Source organism: Streptomyces mesophilus, from assembly GCF_011044995.1.
GTDB lineage: Bacteria > Actinomycetota > Actinomycetes > Streptomycetales > Streptomycetaceae > Streptomyces > Streptomyces mesophilus.
In genome coordinates, this window is sequence record NZ_JAAKZW010000172.1 from 1 (window position 1) to 17,875 (window position 17,875).

Annotated in this window: 19 protein-coding genes and 1 tRNA gene; 7 read left to right on the top strand and 13 right to left on the bottom strand. The window is 70.0% G+C overall.

The window, feature by feature from the left end; genetic code table 11:
* The first annotated feature begins 132 nt into the window (after nucleotides 1–132).
* From G6045_RS29675 to G6045_RS29685, 3 genes are all read left to right on the top strand, one after another.
* Nucleotides 133–208, top strand: a tRNA-Arg gene (locus G6045_RS29675).
* A 187-nt stretch (nucleotides 209–395) separates the two neighbouring features.
* Entirely contained in the window at nucleotides 396–785 is a 390-nt protein-coding gene (locus tag G6045_RS29680) for a hypothetical protein (protein WP_165335231.1), read from the top strand.
* A 79-nt stretch (nucleotides 786–864) separates the two neighbouring features.
* The gene (locus G6045_RS29685) at nucleotides 865–1,305 is read left to right on the top strand and encodes a DUF5959 family protein (protein ID WP_165335232.1); all 441 of its coding nucleotides are present in this window, start codon (nucleotides 865–867) and stop codon (nucleotides 1,303–1,305) included.
* Nucleotides 1,306–1,433: 128 nt separating this feature from the next.
* Here the strand turns inward: G6045_RS29685 and G6045_RS29690 are convergent, their stop codons facing one another.
* The 12 genes from G6045_RS29690 to G6045_RS29745 all read right to left on the bottom strand — a co-directional run bounded on the left by G6045_RS29690 (nucleotide 1,434) and on the right by G6045_RS29745 (nucleotide 13,336).
* The gene (locus G6045_RS29690; protein ID WP_165335233.1) at nucleotides 1,434–2,120 is read right to left on the bottom strand and encodes a class I SAM-dependent methyltransferase; all 687 of its coding nucleotides are present in this window, start codon (nucleotides 2,118–2,120) and stop codon (nucleotides 1,434–1,436) included.
* A 216-nt stretch (nucleotides 2,121–2,336) separates the two neighbouring features.
* Complete coding sequence (locus G6045_RS29695) at nucleotides 2,337–2,741, bottom strand: hypothetical protein (protein ID WP_165335234.1); 405 nt, start codon at nucleotides 2,739–2,741, stop codon at nucleotides 2,337–2,339.
* A 232-nt stretch (nucleotides 2,742–2,973) separates the two neighbouring features.
* Nucleotides 2,974–3,414: a VOC family protein gene (locus tag G6045_RS29700; RefSeq protein ID WP_165335235.1), complete on the bottom strand. Its 441-nt coding sequence runs from the start codon at nucleotides 3,412–3,414 to the stop codon at nucleotides 2,974–2,976.
* Nucleotides 3,415–3,530: 116 nt separating this feature from the next.
* A complete protein-coding gene (locus G6045_RS29705) occupies nucleotides 3,531–5,639 on the bottom strand; it encodes an FUSC family protein (protein ID WP_165335236.1) in 2,109 nt (702 codons plus the stop codon).
* Nucleotides 5,640–5,747: 108 nt separating this feature from the next.
* Nucleotides 5,748–5,981, bottom strand: coding sequence for a peptide MFS transporter (locus tag G6045_RS29710; protein ID WP_165335237.1), 234 nt, complete (start codon nucleotides 5,979–5,981; stop codon nucleotides 5,748–5,750).
* A gap of 7 nt (nucleotides 5,982–5,988) precedes the next feature.
* Nucleotides 5,989–7,125: an RNA polymerase sigma factor gene (locus G6045_RS29715; protein WP_165335247.1), complete on the bottom strand. Its 1,137-nt coding sequence runs from the start codon at nucleotides 7,123–7,125 to the stop codon at nucleotides 5,989–5,991.
* 8 nt (nucleotides 7,126–7,133) lie between these two features.
* Nucleotides 7,134–7,541: a YciI family protein gene (locus G6045_RS29720; protein WP_165335238.1), complete on the bottom strand. Its 408-nt coding sequence runs from the start codon at nucleotides 7,539–7,541 to the stop codon at nucleotides 7,134–7,136.
* A 118-nt stretch (nucleotides 7,542–7,659) separates the two neighbouring features.
* On the bottom strand, nucleotides 7,660–8,685 hold the full coding sequence (yjfF, locus tag G6045_RS29725; RefSeq protein ID WP_165335239.1) for a galactofuranose ABC transporter, permease protein YjfF: 1,026 nt from the start codon (nucleotides 8,683–8,685) through the stop codon (nucleotides 7,660–7,662).
* The gene (locus G6045_RS29730) at nucleotides 8,682–9,788 is read right to left on the bottom strand and encodes an ABC transporter permease (RefSeq protein WP_165335240.1); all 1,107 of its coding nucleotides are present in this window, start codon (nucleotides 9,786–9,788) and stop codon (nucleotides 8,682–8,684) included. Before G6045_RS29730 ends, yjfF begins: the two co-directional genes overlap by 4 nt.
* Complete coding sequence (locus G6045_RS29735; RefSeq protein ID WP_165335241.1) at nucleotides 9,785–11,323, bottom strand: sugar ABC transporter ATP-binding protein; 1,539 nt, start codon at nucleotides 11,321–11,323, stop codon at nucleotides 9,785–9,787. Before G6045_RS29735 ends, G6045_RS29730 begins: the two co-directional genes overlap by 4 nt.
* 113 nt (nucleotides 11,324–11,436) lie before the next feature.
* The gene (locus G6045_RS29740; RefSeq protein ID WP_165335242.1) at nucleotides 11,437–12,441 is read right to left on the bottom strand and encodes an ABC transporter substrate-binding protein; all 1,005 of its coding nucleotides are present in this window, start codon (nucleotides 12,439–12,441) and stop codon (nucleotides 11,437–11,439) included.
* A 223-nt stretch (nucleotides 12,442–12,664) separates the two neighbouring features.
* Nucleotides 12,665–13,336 carry a M15 family metallopeptidase gene (locus tag G6045_RS29745; RefSeq protein WP_235968382.1) on the bottom strand — a complete coding sequence of 224 codons (672 nt, stop codon included), beginning with the start codon at nucleotides 13,334–13,336 and terminating at the stop codon, nucleotides 12,665–12,667.
* An 86-nt stretch (nucleotides 13,337–13,422) separates the two neighbouring features.
* On the opposite strand from G6045_RS29745, the gene G6045_RS29750 reads away from it, so the two are divergent.
* From G6045_RS29750 to G6045_RS29760, 3 genes are all read left to right on the top strand, one after another.
* A complete protein-coding gene (locus tag G6045_RS29750) occupies nucleotides 13,423–14,103 on the top strand; it encodes a response regulator transcription factor (RefSeq protein WP_165335243.1) in 681 nt (226 codons plus the stop codon).
* The gene (locus G6045_RS29755; protein ID WP_328707946.1) at nucleotides 14,096–15,190 is read left to right on the top strand and encodes a sensor histidine kinase; all 1,095 of its coding nucleotides are present in this window, start codon (nucleotides 14,096–14,098) and stop codon (nucleotides 15,188–15,190) included. The genes G6045_RS29750 and G6045_RS29755 overlap by 8 nt, the downstream gene beginning before the upstream one ends.
* Before the next feature lie 191 nt (nucleotides 15,191–15,381).
* Nucleotides 15,382–16,332: an endonuclease/exonuclease/phosphatase family protein gene (locus G6045_RS29760; protein ID WP_328707947.1), complete on the top strand. Its 951-nt coding sequence runs from the start codon at nucleotides 15,382–15,384 to the stop codon at nucleotides 16,330–16,332.
* On the opposite strand, the gene G6045_RS29765 is transcribed toward G6045_RS29760, so the two are convergent.
* On the bottom strand, nucleotides 16,322–16,864 hold the full coding sequence (locus tag G6045_RS29765; protein WP_165335246.1) for a hypothetical protein: 543 nt from the start codon (nucleotides 16,862–16,864) through the stop codon (nucleotides 16,322–16,324). The genes G6045_RS29760 and G6045_RS29765 overlap by 11 nt on opposite strands.
* Before the next feature lie 211 nt (nucleotides 16,865–17,075).
* On the opposite strand from G6045_RS29765, the gene G6045_RS29770 reads away from it, so the two are divergent.
* A partial coding sequence (locus G6045_RS29770; RefSeq protein ID WP_206344338.1) for an AfsR/SARP family transcriptional regulator occupies nucleotides 17,076–17,875 on the top strand: 800 nt, incomplete at its 3' end.

Genomic DNA, 17,875 nt, shown 5'->3' on the forward strand with positions numbered 1-17,875 from the left:
CCTCCGCCACCGCGCCACAAGACTCCGCGAGGGCTCATAGGGCTCCCCCACCGGCCGAGCCCACATCCGCTACCCTGTCCAGAGCCGCCCTTCGGGCCGGCCCAGACCTTGCGGACAACACGGCAAGGCCCCGCCTTCGTAGCTCAGGGGATAGAGCACCGCTCTCCTAAAGCGGGTGTCGCAGGTTCGAATCCTGCCGGGGGCACCAGCACAAAGGCCCCGGACCGATCACGGTCCGGGGCCTTTGACATCCACATCTGACATCAACCGCCATGGTCATTCACGACCCACTCACGCTTGACATGCGTTTTGAACGCGTTCAAGATCTGGTTCGGCAAGTACAGGCAAGTACAGCGTGCTTGAGCCGTGGGGGCCGTGATGATCAGGGGGACAGGATGAGCAGGCGGATAGTCGGACGGTGGTTCGTCGCTGTACTGGGCGCTGCTTCGGTACTCATCTCAGGGTGTGCGTTCTCGGTCGACCCCGACGAGCTTCCCGGCGTGTACCGCAGTGGCAAGACCGGCGGCGAGATCACGCTCGATTCCGACGGCACGTTCACCGCCACTGATCTGTCGACAGACGAGCACGCCGACCCCGAGGATTTCCACGGCGACTGGGACTTCGTCGACAGTAGCGGCAGCGACTTCGTCTACCTGAACATCGAGGAGCGTGGCATCGGTGAGGTCTCCGGTGTCCAGCTCTACGCGCGCGGCGGAGGGAAGGTGGAGTTCAGCCTTCCGGATGGGTCATGGTCCCTGTCGCTCACCAAGGTGTCCGACCAGTAGATCAGTGTGCCCAGTCCGGCCTGTCGGCACCCGTACGCTGCACAGCAACGATGCGGGAGAGAGTGCCTGGGGGCGGGTCATGAGTGAGCGTGAGCCATTCACGCTGGTGCGGATCACCGGGAAGTACGGCGGCAGTGTGGCCATCGAGCTGGACGAATCCATGGCGCCTGGCGTGCCGGACACCAGTGGTGAGCTGATGGTGCACAACGACTTCGTGGCCGGAGTCCATCACACCTACGTCGAGCCGTACGACCTCGCTTCCTGGGAGCACGTGCTGGACGAGGTCGAGGCCGGCCGCGACGCGGTGTGGCGTGAGCACGCCCGAGTAGCCGAGATCGGCATCCGGCTCGTGGACCGGGAAGAGGGCCAGGATCAGATCACTGTCACAGTCGCTGATCAGCAGACAACGCGGGTGGCTATCAGCCTGGAAGTGAACCGCGGTTGGATCGACGAACAACGTGGGCTGCTCCATGGAATTCGCGAGGCCTGGAAGCACGTGCACCCGACCGCATTTCGGTAGCTGCCTCGGTCCAGCAGCGAAGTAAAGCGGGTGTCGCAGGTTCGAATCCTGCGGGGGCACCAGCGCAAAGGCCCCGGACCGACCATGGTCCGGGGCCTTTGTCAGCGTCGCGTAGGCGGATTCTGCTTTCAAGGCTGGGCGACGACGTACAGCGATTGGGCATCGTCGCGGCGCTCCGGGAACTCCGGGAATACCGACAACAGATCGCCCTCCTTGACGCGCTCCACCTTGCTGAAACCGGCCTCCTCCAGCGCCCACGCCAGGAGGTCGAAGTCGAACAGGTTGCGGTGCCCGCCGCGCTGATGGAACAGGTCGTTCACGATGTGCTGGGTGGGGACCCCGCCCAGCGTGAACGCGGGGTAGCGGCTGCGGCGGTCCTCCAGGAGGGTCCGGCCGCGATCCTCGACGTAGGAGACGCACACCTTCTCCAGATCGGGGCAGGACAGCCACACCGCGCCGTCGTCCGTCAGGACGCGGCGCAGCTCGGACAGCAGGGGCAGCAGGTGCTCGCGCAGCTCGAGGTGCTCGATGACGTGCTGCATGACGACAGCCCGCACACTTCCGGTCCTGAACGGGAGACGTCCGGCCATCAGGTCGATGTCGTAGTCCGAGCCGCTCAGATCACAGTTGAGCCAGCCCTCGACACGACGGCCGCCGCAGCCGAGATGCAGCAGTTCCGCGTCGGGTGTGCGGCGCAGGCGGGTGGAGACCAGCGCCTTGACTCGGGCGGCCTCGTAGCGGACACCGGACAGGGTGCGCTGGTCGGCCGGGTAGGTGCGGAGTACCGCGCGCCGCGCGAGCGAGGTGAGTGCCATGCTCGCAATGTAGGCATTTGCCCCATTTCGACGAGGGCGGCGCGCAGACCCGAACACCCCATTGCGGTAGCAGTGAGCACCAGGTCATACAGCCAACGTTCGGCAGTGGTCGCCATGACCCGGTCGGCTCCGCGGCCACTTTGGGGCGAGCCTCCAAGAGGAGGGCGCATCAGTATGACGCCGTTCCGGCAAGCGCTGGAATCACCAACCGCCGGTTCACAGATAGAGTTTGTCGGTGCAATCGTCGGGCCAGTTGTTGATTTTCTCGCACACCCTGATCCACTCGATGTAGTCAGGGTCGAGCTGCCAGCTGGAGCTGTTCTTGACGCAGACGCCGTCAGCGCCGGTCGAGTCGGTGGTTTTCACCAACCCGTTGTGCTCGGAATTCACCTGGACATAGACCGCGCGGCCGTCCGCCTCCTTGTCGCAGGCGACCCTGTCGCCGTTGGTGAGAAGCTCACCGGTGTCGCTTCCGTGTTTGATGAACGCGAGCGATACGGCTGCGGCGGGTTGCGGTGACAAGCCCACGGTGATTGCGGCAGCCGCCGCGCAGGTAGTGAGCGCCTGAAGCCAGCGCCGGCGGACGGGTTGCCTGATGAGGCCTTCACGCTTGGTACGCATGTGCGGGTCCCCCCCATAGCGTGGCGTGGCCACATCCGATGTGGTCTCTTCCTGCCACGTTGACCATGCGCATGCTCCCCCGAGAAGTCACCGGAGGGGAACCTGCAAAGTTGCAGGGTAGGTACCGGCAAAGCTCGCGCGTCGCCTCTCTTCGAGACCTGCCGCCGGCGCCATGTGGCGCGACCGCACGGGGCACCAGGGACGACGAAGTCGCGCCGTTCGGAACGCCTGCTCAGCCCAGCTGCTCGGCCAGCCCGACGATGATGCCCTCCGGGCCGCGGACGTAGCAGAGGAGGTAGCTGTTCTCGAAGCGGGCGATGTCGCCGAGGAGTTCGGCGCCGTGTGGGCGCAGGCGGGTGAGGGTGGACTCGAGGCCGTCGACGGCGAACATGACGCGGTGGGTGCCCAGGATGTTGTGCGGCTTGTCGCGCGGCTCGGTGCGGGTCGCCGCCGGGGTGCGGTACTTCGAGAGTTCGAGGCGGCTGTGGCCGTCCGGGGTCCGGAGCATCGCGATGTCGCAGTGGACGCCGTCGAGTCCGGTGCACTGGTCGGCGACGAGGCCCTTGACCTCGGCCCTGCCCTCCAGCTCCATCCCGAGTTCCACGAAGAACGCGATGGCGGCGTCCATGTCCTCGACGACGATGCCCACGTTGTCCATCCGCTGAATCGCCATGGTGGTTTCTCCTTAGGTGTTCGTACGGCCGCCGGTGGCCGCTGATGTGCCTGGGACGGAGCCGGTGGCACGTTCTCGACATCCGCGGGCGGTCACTTCTGCTTCGGTCCGAGGGTTCAACTGAGCGGTACGGGAGGCGAGGCGCACTCCAGGGCGGTCGACAGTTCGGACAGGGAGGTGAGGAGGAGGGTGCCGGTGCGGTGCACCATCTCGGACGTGGCGCCTTCGCCGTGCCAGTCCGCGAGGGCCGTGCGGACCGGTTCCCAGGTGGGGACGCGGCGGTCGCGTACGGCCTGGGCCGCGTCGTCGGCCGACTGTTGCAGGGCGGCGGCCAAGGCGGCCGCGGCGGGAACGGGCGGCGCTCCGGGCGCGGGGACGTGGGCCTCCAGGAGCATGGTGATGCGGGCGGCTTCGTAGAGGGCGCGTTCGGCGCCGTCCTCCGTGGTGTGGGACAGGCCGCGGTCGCGTACCGGTTCCTTCGCGGCCAGGGCCACCGCGTCCCGCCAGGCGAGGAGGGCGCTGCGGGCGGTCAGGACCGCCTCGCGCGTCTCGCGGGCGGAGCGTTCGGTCGGCTCCGCGTAGTGGCGTACGACCGTGGCGGCATAGCCGAGGTCGGCGTGGATCCAGTCGGCGAGGCGGGTGCGCAGCCGGGGCGTCTCCCAGGACGGGTAGAGGGCGTACGCCAGCATCGCCAGGCCGCCGCCGATCAGGGTCAGGACGAGGCGCGCGGGCACCGACTGGTCCAGGCCCACGCCCGCCATGCCGAGCGTGAAGACGGTGTACCCGGACGCGGCGGCCTGGACGGGGGCGTATCCGGTGTACATGAAGAGGAGGATCAGGCCGCCGCACACGACGGACAGGACGGCGGCCAACGCCTGCCCGGGGTGCGCGAGTTCGACGATCGCGCCGGCGATGACGAGACCGAGGACGGTGCCGCCGAGGCGGGCGGCTGCCCTGCTGTACGTCTGGGAGAACCCGGGGCGCAGGATGAGAGCGCCGACCAGCGGGACCCAGTAGCCGTGCCCGAAGGGCAGGGCGCGGCCGATGAGCTCGCCCACGACCATGACCGCCGTGAGGCGTACCGCGTGCCGGAACACCGGGGAGTCGCGGTGCAGTTGGCCCCGGACCGTGGCGAGGGCGCCTCTGAACTGGTCGGCCGCCGAAGGGAGTACGAGGGTGCCGGCGCGGTCGCCGGCGGCTGCGACGGGACCGTCGGAACCGGCTCCGACCACCTCGTCCCCACCATGCCTCCCACCCGCCGTATCCACCACGTCATGCAGCAGAGCCCGCAGCCGCCCGGCCGCCTGGTGGGCCGGGCCGGTGAGTACGGGGCCCGACGAGGGGATCTCGAGGGCGGCGAGTGCCTGCGGGGGCAGTTCGGGCGGCCGGCCGTGGCGGATCGCGTCGGCCGTGGCGTCCAGGAGGGTGGCGGCCGCGGCGAGCAGTGCATCGACGCGTTCGCGGGCGAGGCCAAGGCCGGTGACCGAGGGGTCGGCGAGCGTGCCGAGCACCGGGCGGATCTGCTCGGCGAGTCCGCGGGCGCCGTGCAGTTCGGCCGGGCGGCGGCGCGCATGGCGGGCGCTGAGGGTGGCCGCATCGCGGGCCTGGGCGAACGGGCCCGGCGTGAAGGGCGCGGCCGGATCGTCGCGCAGCCGGCGCGCGTAGTCGGCCTCGGCGGACAGGGCGTCGGCGAGCGCGTCACGGTGGCGGCCCCAGCGCCGGATCGGGAAGAGCACCACGAGGGCCGCCTGCACCAGACCGCCGCCGACCATCAGGGCCGCCTGCCCCAACGCCTGCGTGACACCGACCGGAAGCGCGACGGTCACCAGCATCACCGCGGCGTTGGTCGTGCCGAGGCTGCCCGCGTTCGCGCCGAGCGACCAGGCCATGCCGCCGAGGAAGGCCCACAGCGCGAGCAGGGCGAGGAAGAGCAGCAGGTGGCCGCCGGTCAGATAGCTGAGGAAGGTCGTGACGCCGAGGGTGAGCGCGGAGACGACGGGGAGCAGCGGGTCCGGCCGCCAGCTGCGCTGGAACACCGCGATCCCGCCGAGCAGCGCACCGTACGCGGCGCCTGCCGCGGCGGTCCCGCCGAACAGCCACAGCGCGAGGCCGCCCGACAGGGCGAGACCTGCCGTCGCCCGCAGAGTGACCAGCGGTTCGAGCCTGGTCCGCTCCACGCGCAGCCCGGAGCGGGCGGCGTCCTTCAGCGTGTTGGTCCAGCCCATTTCGTGAGAATACGTGTGCAACACGGCTATATCTCCAGGAAACTCCCCGAGTGAGGTACCGGCAGTCGGGCGGGTCGCCCCCGCCTCAAACGGCGACCGCACCCCGCCTCAAACAGCGACCCGCACCCCCGCCTCGCCGGGCTCGTGCTCACCGATCTGCGTACGCAGCCACCTGGAGCCCTTCCGCATCAACAGACCCGCGACGACGAGCAGGACCCCCTGCCCCGGGAAGACCTTCGCGCCCCCGGAGGCCGGCGCCGAGGCGACGGCCATCACGAGGAACGAGCCGCCGGTCAGCCCGAGCGCCAAGGAGAACTTGCCGGGGGTGGAGAAGTTCCTCAACGAATCCTCAGTATGTGTTGAGCCGCGCCGCCTGCCGGGTCAGGTGGGTGCGTTCGGCGAGGTTGGGGGCCTTGGTGGCGGCCTCCGCGTAGAGGCGGGCGGCCGTGGCCGGGTCGCCGGCGCGTTCGTGGAGGTAGGCCGCCGCCGCGGTGTGGCGGGGCAGCGCGGTGTCCAGTTCGGCGAGCGCGGCCAGGCCCGCGTGCGGGCCGTCGGCCTCGCCGAGGGCGACGGCCCGGTTGAGGCGGACGATGGGGTTGTCCGTCAGGCGCCCGAGCTCGTCGTACCACTCCACGATCTGCACCCAGTCCGTCTCCTCGGCGGTGGGGGCGTCGGCGTGCAGGGCGGCGATGGCGGCCTGGGCCTGGAACTCGCCGAGCCGGTCGCGGGCGAGCGCCGCCTGGAGGATGACCACGCCTTCGGCGATCAGGCCGGTGTCCCAGCGGCCGCGGTCCTGTGCGGCGAGCGGTACGAGGCCGCCGTCGGGGGCGGTACGGGCGGGGCGGCGGGCGTGGTGGAGCAGCATGAGGGCGAGCAGGCCCGCGACCTCGGGGTGGTCGATCGCGGTGGCGAGCTGCCGGGTGAGGCGGATGGCCTCGGCGGCGAGGTCCACATCGCCGGAGTAGCCCTCGTTGAAGACCAGGTAGAGGACGCGCAGCACGGTGGCCACGTCGCCGGGCTGCTCGAACCGCACGCCGGAGACGGTGCGTTTGGCGCGGCTGATGCGCTGCGCCATGGTCGCCTCGGGGACGAGGTAGGCCTCGGCGATCTGGCGCGTGGTGAGCCCGCCGACGGCGCGCAGGGTGAGCGCGACGGCGGACGACGGGGTCAGGGACGGGTGGGCGCACAGGAAGTAGAGCTGGAGCGTGTCGTCGAGCGCGGGCGCAGGTCCGGGCGCGGGCTCCTCGTCCACGCGGTCCTCGCGCCGGCGGCGGGACGTGTCCGCCCGGGTCGTGTCGAGGAACTTGCGCCAGGCCACGGTGACCAGCCAGCCCTTCGCATCGCGCGGAGGGTCGGCCGGCCAGACGCGGACCGCCTCGACGAGCGCGTCCTGTACGGCGTCCTCGGCCGCCGCGAAATCGGCTCCGCGGCGGACGAGGATCGCGAGCACGCTCGGCGTGAGGCCCCTGAGCAGGACCTCGCCCATCGGCGAACTCACTCCGTGATCGTGGGCTGCACACCGTAGAACGGGCGCAGTTCCAGCCACTCGTGGATCGGCTTCCCGCCCGCCCCGGGAGCGGCCGACAGCTCTCCCGCGAGTTCCACGGCGCGTTCGTACGTGTCGACGTCGATCACCATCCAGCCCGCGATCAGGTCCTTGGTCTCGGCGAACGGGCCGTCGGTGACCGGCGGGCGCCCCTCCCCGTCGTACCGGACAAAGGTGCCCTCGGGAGAGAGCGCCTGCCCGTCGACGAACTCGCCGGTCTTCTCGAGCCGGGCCGCGAAGTCGTTCATGTACTGCACGTGCGCCGAGATCTCCTCGGGCGTCCACTGGTCCATCGGCACGTCGTTCACGGGGGCCGGGGCGCCGCGGTAGTGCTTGAGAAGCAGGTACTTGGCCATGACGGTTCTCCTCGCTGCGTACGACCCATTGTGGTCGCGTTCACTGCGGGGACGGAGCCGGACGCCGGTTCTCGACATCATGGGCTCATGTTTCTTACGGGCCTCGCCCTCCAGCGCGTCAGGTCTTTCTCCGGGCCGTCATCGTCCGCTGGATCAGGATGAACGCGCAGAGCAGCACACCCGTCGCGATCTTCGTCCACCAGGAGCTGAGCGTCCCCTCGAAGGTGATGAGGCTCTTGATCAGGCCGAGGACGAGCACCCCGAAGAGCGTGCCGAGCACGTAGCCGGAGCCGCCGGTGAGGAGGGTGCCGCCGATGACCACCGCGGCGATGGCGTCGAGTTCCATGCCGATGGCGTGCAGCGGGTCGCCGGACTGGATGTAGAGCATGAAGAGGAGACCGGCCAGGGCCGAGCAGAAGCCGCTCACCGTATAGACCGCGATCTTTGTGCCGCCCATCGGGAGGCCCATGAGCAGGGCCGACTGTTCGTTGCCGCCGACGGCGTACACCCGGCGGCCGAAGCGCGTGTAGTGCAGCACGTAGTACGCGGCGCCGAGGACGGCCAGGGCCACGAGGGCGCCGATGGACAACTCCCCCACGCCCAGCGGTACTCGGGTCTGCGCCAGGGTGCCCACCGAGGCGTCGCCGATGGAGATCGACTCCTTGCTGATGACCAGGCACAGGCCGCGGAAGAGGAAGAGCCCGGCGAGGGTGACGATGAACGGCTGGATCTCGAAGTTGTGGATCACATAGCCCATCAGGAACCCGCCGAACGCCCCCACGCCGAGCGCGAGGGGTACCACGAGGACCAGCGGAAGACCCTGCCGTTCCACCAGCCAGGCGGTGAACATGGTGGTGAAGCCGATCATCGAGCCCACGGACAGGTCGATGCCGCCGGACATGATGACGAAGGTGGCGCCGATGGCGGCGACCAGCAGATAGCCGTTGTCGATGAACAGGTTGAGGAACACCTGGGGTTCGCCGAACCCGTAGTTCGCGTACCGTCTGAGGCCGCCGCCGTACATGGCGAGGAACAGGGCCGCCGTGACCAGGACGGGCAGCCGCCGGTCGCCGAGCAGGCGGGTGGCGCGGGAGGAGGCGGCGCCGTTCTCGACCACCTCGGGCTTGCGGTCCGTCGCGGTCATCGCGACACCTCCGTCGAGGTCTTCGGTGGCTTCGGGGCGGCGGCGGCCGGCAGCACGGGCTCCGCCGGGGCGGGGTCCGTCAGGTTCCTGGAGCGCCTCGCGCCGAAGACCTTCTCCCGGAACTTCGGGGACTGGAGCAGGCAGACGACGATGACGACCGCGGCCTTGAAGACCAGGTTGGTCTGGGTCGGCACGCCGATCGTGTAGATCGTGGTGGTCAGGGTCTGGATGACGAGGGCGCCGACCACCGTGCCGCCGATGGAGAAGCGGCCGCCGGTCAGCGCGGTGCCGCCGATGACCACGGCGAGGATCGCGTCGAGCTCGATCCACAGACCGGCGTTGTTGCCGTCGGCGGCCGAGGTGTTGGAGCTGATCATGAGCCCCGCGATGCCGGCGCACAGCGCGCAGAACACGTACACCATGATCTTGATACGGGTGGACCTGATGCCGACCAGACGGCTGGCCTCGGCGTTGCCGCCGACGGACTCGACGAGCAGTCCGAGCGCCGTGCGGCGGGTGAGGAGAACCGTGACGGCGACGACGGCGGCCACCACGAAGATGGAGAAGGGCAGCGTCAGCCAGTAGCCGCCGCCGATGAGTTTGTACGGCTCGCTGTGGATGGTGATGATCTGGCCGTCGGTGATCAGCTGGGCGACACCGCGGCCCGCGACCATGATGATCAGGGTCGCGATGATGGGCTGGATGCCCATCCTGGCCACCAGGAAGCCGTTCCACAGACCGCAGACGACCGCGGCCACGAGCCCGACGCCCATCGCGAGGAACACGACGGACAGCGCGTTCTGGTCGGTCTGGTCGCTGATGTACGAGCAGGTCAGGGCGCCGGTGATGGCGACCACGGCGCCGACCGACAGGTCGATGCCGCCGGTGGCGATGACCAGGGTCATGCCGACCGCCACCAGGATGAGCGGCGAACCGAACAGGACGATCGAGACGAGGCTGCCGTAGAGGTGGCCGTCCGTCATCTTGACCGAGAAGAAGTCGGGCGTGAACGGGACGTTGACGATGAGGAGGGCGATCAGGACGGCGACCGGCCAGAACAGATGGTGACGCGTCAGCGCTCGCCAACGGGGGGTGGTGGTCACTGGTGTGCTCCGCTCGCGATGGTCTCGAGGATCGTGCCGGCGGTGATCTCGGGGCCGTTGGCCAGGCGCGCCACCAGCTTGCGGTCGCGCAGCACCCCGATGGTGTGGCTGAGCCGCAGGACCTCTTCCAGCTCGGCCGCGATGTACAGGACGGACATGCCGTCCTCGGAGAGGGAGACCACCAGTTTCTGGATCTCCGTCTTGGCGCCGATGTCGATGCCGCGCGTGGGTTCGTCCAGGATCAGCAGCTGCGGCTGCGTGATCAGCCAGCGGGCGAGCAGCACCTTCTGCTGGTTGCCGCCGCTGAGTTGTCCGACGCGGGCCTCGGGGTTGGCGGGGCGGATGTCCAGGGCCTTGATGTACTTCGCGACGAGTTCGTCGCGCTGCGCGACGGGGAGCGGACGGGTCCAGCCGCGGGCCGCCTGGAGCGCGAGGATGATGTTCTCGCGCACCGTCAGATCGGGGACGAGGCCCTCGGTCTTACGGTTCTCCGAACAGAACGCGACGCCCGCGCCGATGGCGTCGTTCGGTGCGCTCATCGAGACCTGCTTGCCGCCGATGGTCACCGTGCCGCTGTCGGGCTGGTCGGCGCCGAACAGGAGCCGGGCGAGCTCGGTGCGGCCGGATCCGAGCAGGCCGGCGAGCCCGAGCACCTCGCCCTTCTTGATGTCCAGATCGAAGGGGGCGATCTTTCCGGTACGCCCGAGCCCCTCCGCCTTGACCAGCAACTCGCCCACACCGGAGTGCAGTTGGTGCTCGTGCAGCTCCTCAAGCTGGTCGAGCGCCTTGCCGATCATCAGCTCGATCAGGCCTACCTGATCGAGGTCACGGACCAGGTGCTCGCCGACGAGGGCGCCGTTGCGCAGCACGGTCATCCGGTCGCAGATCTCGTAGATCTGGTCGAGGAAGTGCGACACGAACAGGATCGCCACGCCGTCGCGGCTCAACTGGCGCATCAGCCGGAAGAGTTCGAGGACCTCGTCGCGGTCGAGGCTGGAGGTCGGCTCGTCGAGCACGAGCACCTTGGTGCCGGATCCGGGTGCGTCACGGTCGCCGGTGCCCACCGACCGTACGATCGCGACCAGTTGCTGCACGGCCAGCGGGTACGAGGACAGCGGGGCGGCCACGTCGATGTCGAGGCCGAGCCGGTCGACCAGCTCCGCCGCCTCCTTGCGCATCCGCTTCCACTGGATGCGTCCCGCGCGGGTGGGTTCGCGGCCGATGAAGATGTTCTCCGCCACCGACAGGTTGGGGCAGAGGTTGACCTCCTGGTAGACCGTGCTGATGCCGGCCTGCTGCGCCTGCAGCGGGCTGGTGAACTCTGCGGGCTCCCCGTCGAGGGCGACCGTGCCGCCGTCGAGCGGGTACACGCCCGTCAACACCTTGATCAGCGTGGACTTTCCGGCGCCGTTCTCGCCTATCAGGGCGTGTATCTCGCCCGGGAAGAGCCGGAAGTCGACGCCCGCCAGAGCCCGTACCCCCGGAAATTCCTTCACTACGCCCGTCATCTCCAGGACGGGCCGCGGCTCTGCCATGGCAGCGCTCCTCATGCGTCTTCATGCGTCTTCTCGGACCGAGGGGAGCCTCCTCGCCGAGGGCCGGTCGGTCCCGGTCGGCGAAGAGGCTCCCTGCAGGTGGGAACGGGCGGTCAGTACTTGCGGCTGGGCAGCGCGTCCTTGGCCTGGTCCTGCAGGAAGTCGCTCTCCTCCGTCTTGATCCAGCGCTCGAGCTTCTCGCCGTCCTTGACCTTCTGCACGACGTCCATGAGCTGGGGGCCGAGCAGCGGGTTGCACTCGACGATGGCGTTGATCTTGCCTTCGGACATCGCGATGAAGCCGTCCTTCACGCCGTCGACCGTGACGATGAGGATGTCCTTGCCGGGCTTCTTGCCGGCCGCCTCGATGGCCTGGATGGCGCCGAGGCCCATGTCGTCGTTGTGCGCGTAGAGCACGTTGATGTCCGGGTTGGACTGCAGGAACGCGGCCATGACCTGCTTGCCGCCGGCGCGCGTGAACTCGCCGGTCTGGCTGACGACGATCTTCCAGTCGTCGGCGTGGTCCGCGTCCATGACCTCCTTGAAGCCCTTGGCGCGCTCGATGGCGGGCGCGGCGCCGGTGGTGCCCTCCAACTGGGCGATCTTCACAGGGCCCTTGTGGCCGGCCTTGTCGAGGACCTTCTCCAGGATCTTGGCCGCACGCCGGCCCTCGTCCGTGAAGTCGGAGCCCACCAGGGTCACGTACAGGGACTCGTCCGAGGTCTCCACGGAGCGGTCGGTGAGGACGACCGGGATCTTCGCCGCCTTGGCCTCCTTGAGCACCGCGTCCCAGCCCGTGACGACCACCGGCGAGAAGGCGATCACGTCGACCTTCTGCGCGATGTAGTTGCGGATCGCGGAGATCTGGTTCTCCTGCTTCTGCTGGGCGTCGGAGAACTTCAGGGTGTAACCCGACTCCTTCGCCGCGGACTTGACCGAGTCGCTGTTGGCGGTCCGCCAGCCGCTCTCGGAGCCGACCTGGGAGAAGCCGAGGGTGAGTGTCTTGCTGCCGCCGCCCGGGGAGTCCGACGACTTGCCGTCCTCCTTGGCGCAGGCCGCGAGCCCGGCCGCGGCCGCCGCACCTACCGCCGCGGTGAGGAAGTTTCGCCTGGTGAGCATGCTGGATCTCCTTCGTAGCGGTGCTGTTCCGGGGACGTGCGGTGCTGTTCCGAGGATCAGACGTTGTTCGAAATCTCGAACAAGCGGGGGTGCGCAGAGGTAAGGCTCAGAAGCGAGGGGGTGTGTCAGCGATGGAGGTCATAGTGAGCGCCCACCGCTCCCTCCGGTCAAGAGGTCGCGCACGAAGCCGGACATCACGTTTGCATAACGCGCGCAAGCGGAGTCACCGCATCCGCGGGTCCTCGGTCGGGTCGGCGTACATCACCGGGCAGCCCGCCCGGACGGCTTCGGGGCGCAGCTCGTAGTGCCAGGGTTCGTTGCGGTAGGTCTGGCACAGCCCGTACACGGCGCCGTGGCGCGAAAGCCACGCCTGGGCGGCGTTCGGCCCGAGGTCGACCGCCTCTCCCGACACATGCGGGGAGGTCTGTGCGGTGGCCACCCAGCGGGCCGCCTCCTCCTCGGAGCCGTACTGCGCGACCGCCTTGCGGAGCAGGTCGTCCTGGTAGTCCGCGGAACGCCAGCCGCTGTTGACGGACATCGTGATCCCGGCGTCCGTCGCCGCCCGGCGCAGCGCCGCGAGGAGCTCGGGGTCGAGGTTCGCCACGGCTGGAATGTGGTCGTCGAAGACGGTCGTGCCGTCCGGGACCCGGCCGTCCGCCTCGGCGGTGGCCGGTTCGGTGGTGGCGGGTTCGGTGGTGGCGGGTGAGGCGGTCGGGGACGGCGATACGGAGGAGAACGACGAGGAGGCCCCTGACGACTGGCAGCCGGCGACGCCGGTCAGCGTCGCACCTGCGACCGCCACTGCGACCGCCACCGCCATCACGGCGCGAGGGGCCGGGCGCCGGGTACGGCGGGCTGCTGCGTGGGCGGGCTTGCCTATGTCGCTGTGGTTCATGCCCGCAGTCAAAAGAACCGGGTGTTGCCGTCCCGTATGCGGTTTTCGATATGCCGACGATATGTCCCGACTCGTAGCCTCGGACCATGCGAGTGCTGATCGTCGAGGACGAGCCCTACATGGCAGAGGCCATTCGCGATGGTTTGCGTCTGGAAGCGATCGCGGCGGACATCGCGGGGGACGGTGACACCGCCCTCGAGCTCCTGAGCATCAACGCGTACGACATCGCCGTACTCGACCGTGACATCCCCGGCCCCAACGGTGACGAGGTCGCCAAGAGCATCGTCGCGTCCGGCACCGGGATGCCGATCCTCATGCTCACCGCCGCCGACCGGCTCGACGACAAGGCCAGCGGGTTCGGGCTCGGCGTCGACGACTACCTCACGAAGCCGTTCGAGCTGCAGGAACTCGTGCTCAGGCTGCGGGCGCTCGACCGTCGGCGGGCGCACAACCGGCCGCCCGTACGGGAGATCGCGGGGCTTCGGCTCGACCCGTTCCGCCGCGAGGTCTACCGCGACGGGAACTATGTCGCGCTGACCCGCAAGCAGTTCGCGGTGCTCGAGGTCCTCGTGGCCGCCGAGGGCGGGGTCGTCAGCGCCGAGGAGCTCCTGGAGCGGGCGTGGGACGAGAACGCGGACCCGTTCACCAATGCCGTACGCATCACGGTCTCGGCCCTGCGCAAGCGGCTCGGCGAACCGTGGGTCATCGCCACGGTGCCGGGTGTCGGCTACCGGATCGACGCAACCTCCGGAGGGACGCGTGGATAGGCGGCCCGGCTGGAGCGTCCGGCTCAAACTCACCCTCAGCTACGCCGGATTCCTCATGGTCGCCGGTGCCTTGCTGCTCGCCGCCATCGGATGGTTCCTCCTGGAGCAGGGGTGGTTGCAGACCAACGAAGAGGGGTCATGGAGATCGACTCCGGGCACCGACTTCGTGCGCGGGTTCGCCCCGCTGGCGGCCGCGGTCATGGTGTTCCTGCTGGTGTTCGGCCTCCTGGGGGGATGGATCCTCGCCGGCCGGATGCTCGCACCCCTGACCCGTATCACCGATGCCGCCCGCATGGCCACGCACGGATCCCTGTCCCACCGGATCCGGATGCCGGGCGCCACGGACGAGTTCCGTGAACTCGCCGACGCCTTCGACGCGATGCTCGCCCGGCTCGAAGCGCACGTAGCCGAACAGCGGAGATTCGCGGCCAACGCCTCACACGAGCTGCGCACGCCGCTGGCGATCTCGAAGTCGCTGCTCGACGTGGCCCGCGCGGACCCGACCCGCGACATCGGAGAGCTGATCGACCGGCTCAGCACCGTCAACACCCGGGCGATCGATCTCGCCGAGGCGCTGCTCCTGATGAGCCGCGCCGAGCAGCGGAACTTCACGCCGGAGTACGTCGACCTGTCCCTGATGGCCGAGGAAGCGTCCGAGACCCTCCTCCCCCTCGCGGAGAAGCGGGGCGTGGCCCTGGAGACCAGCGGCGACATCACCCCGACGACCGGATCACCGGCGCTCCTGGGGCAACTGGTGGTCAACCTCGTGCACAACGCGATCACGCACAACCTGCCCCAAGGCGGCGCCGTGTGGATCACGACCACCGCACGTCCCGGCGCCGCGGTACTCACCGTCGAGAACACCGGCGAGCGGCTCTCCCCCGAGCTGGTCGCGACGCTCACCGAGCCGTTCCAGCGCGGCACCGAGCGCGTGCACGGCGACCATGCCGGAGTCGGGCTCGGCCTTGCCATCGTGGAGCGGATCGTCCAGGTCCACGACGGCACCCTCACCCTCACCCCGCGCGCCGAAGGCGGCCTCCACATCCGCGTACAGCTGCCCGCCACGCCACCGCGGCCCGGCAAGTAGTGCCGAGCAGTTCAGGAAACGACCAATGAGTGAAGCAACCAGTGAGTGACGTGATCAAGGACGCCGTGGATACGCGGGGGCAGACCGTCGCGGCAGACGACGAGCGTGCCGAGACGGCCCCGGACACGGCGAACGGCGAGGCGGCCCCGAGCGCGGCGGGCGGCCGGCCGGGGCCGTGGCGGCGCGGCCTCGTGCTCGCGGGCTGTGCGCTGCTGCTCGGTCTGCTGCTTGTGCTGCACTCGTGGATCACGGACCGGGCGGGCCTCGGCTCTCTCGTGGAGACCTTCCTGCCGTGGTTCGGCGTCTGCGTGCCGGTGCTGCTCGCCGCCGCGCTGTGGCGCCGTTCCGCCTCTGCGGTGGTCGCGCTGCTGCTGCCGGCGGTGGCGTGGGTGAGCCTCTTCGGCGGGCTGCTCATGGACAAGTCCCAGGCGGGCGGCGACCTCATGGTGGTCAGCCACAACGTCGCCGCCGAGAACACCGACCCGGCCGGCACCGCACGCCAACTGGCAGGCTCCGGGGCCGACTTGCTGGCCCTCGAAGAGCTGTCCGACCAGGCCAGGGGCACGTACGAGAAGGAGCTGGCGCGGGCGTACCCGCACCACACCGTGCAGGGCACGGTCGGCCTGTGGAGCAAGCTGCCACTGTCGGACACCCGGCCGGTCGACGTCCTGCGGGACAACGTCGGGCCGCTGGGGCGCGAGAGGGAGCGGCGCGGGGACGCCCCGGTCGACCCGCCCCGCGCGCTGCGCACCACGGTGGCCACCGAGAAGGGACCCCTCGCGGTATACGTGGCACACCTGGGCTCGGTCCGGGTGATGCCCCGGGGCGGCTTCTGGACGGACTCGCGCGACGCCGGTGCGGCCAAGCTCGCCGAGGCCGTCGCGGCCGAGAAGAGCGAACGGGTCGTGGTGCTCGGCGACATGAACGGCACCACGGACGACCGCGCCCTCGCGGGCCTCACCTCCCGGCTCACCTCGGCCCAGACCGAGGCGGGCGACGGCCTCGGCCTCAGCTGGCCGGCCTCGTTCCCGATGGCACGGATCGACCAGATCCTGCTCAAGGGCGTGACGGCACGGAGCTCCTGGGTCCTGCCGGAGACGGGCAGCGACCATCTGCCGGTGGGGGCCTGGATCAGCTGGTGACGTCCCGCCCCTCCCGTCGCAGCTCGTACGCCTCCCCCTCCAGCCACAGCCGGCCCGCCAAGTCCGCGTAGCAGCCGTCCCGTTCGGGTTGGCCGCGCAGGAGGGCGACGGCCGGGGACGTGAGGTGGAGGGTGCGGCCGGTGGCCGTGATGCCGGGCAGGTCCGTCAGGCGGGCGGTCCAGGAGCGGGGAACCTTCACCGTGTACGTGACGTCCGTGCCCGTGGACTGCTCCAGGGCGTAGAGGACGTCGCCGTAGCGGGCGTGCGAGAGCACCGCGCGCAGGGCCGACTCCAGGCTCCACAGTCCCGCGTCCACCTGGTCGCACGCGAAGATGCGGCCGGGGCGCGAGCGCGCGTACGCGAACCATGTGCCCGTACGGGACGGCAGGGCGTAGCCGATCGGGTAGCCGCCCGGCAGTCCGTCCCGTACGCAGATGTAGATGGCGCCGGTCGCGTCGCCTGCGTCCTGGGTGAGGAAGAGGCCGCGTTCGGACAGGAGGTCCGTCAAAGAGGTGCCGTCGGTGAGCGTCAACTGACTTCGGCCTTCCGCTAGGTGGGGCGGGGGCGCGGCGGCCGAGTCCCCCGGTGCGGCCGCCGCGCTTGCAAACCGTCGCGGAAGGCGTTGCAATGCCGATGAAATTCTGATGATGCGGCTCGCCCGGTGCGGTTCGCATGATGCGGCTCGCCGGGTGCGGTTCGCATGGTGCGGTCCGCATCGCGCGACGGGACGGGGGGGGTGGCTCGTGGGTCTGCGTCTTGCGGTGCTCGGGCCCGTGCGGGCCGCTCGCGCCGACGTGCCCGTGAGTCTCGGGCCGGCGCGGCAGCAGGCCGTCTTCGTGGCGCTCGCGCTCCGGGCGGGCCGGGTCGTCGGCCGTGAGCAGCTCCTGGACGGCGTGTGGGGCGAGCGGCCCCCGCCGACCGGCGTGAAGGTGCTGCCCAGTTATGTGTACGGGCTGCGCAAGCGGCTCGATCCGCCCGGGACCCGGCCCGAGGAGTCGGTCATACGGGGCGAGGCGGGCGGCTACCGGCTTGCGGAGCGGCAACTGATCCTGGACAGCGAGGAGTTGGAGCTTCACGCCCGCGAAGCCCGTAACACCGCGAGCCCCGTCGACGCCCTCGCCCGCCTCGACCGCGCGCTGGCCCTCGTCCACGGCGACCCCCTGGCCGGCCTTCCGGGTCCGTTCGCCGACGCCGAGCGCGCCCGGCTGCGGCTGAGGATCCAGTCGATACGCGTACAGCGCCTCGAATGCCTTCTGGGAACAGGGCAGTTCGCCGAGGTCCTTGATCAGCTCACCGGGCTCGCCGCCGACCCCTGCGACGAGCAGCTCGCCGCCCTGCGCGTCCGCGCCCTGCACGGCGCCGGCCGGCGGGCCGAGGCGCTGCACGCGTTCGAGGAGATACGCGGACGGCTGCGGGACGAGCTCGGCGTCGATCCCGGCACCGAGCTGCGGCGGGCCCATGAGGCTGTGCTGCGGCAAAGGGCGGCGCGCGAGACGCCCGCCTCCGTCACAGCTCCCCCCGTCAAAGCCCGCCCCATCAACAC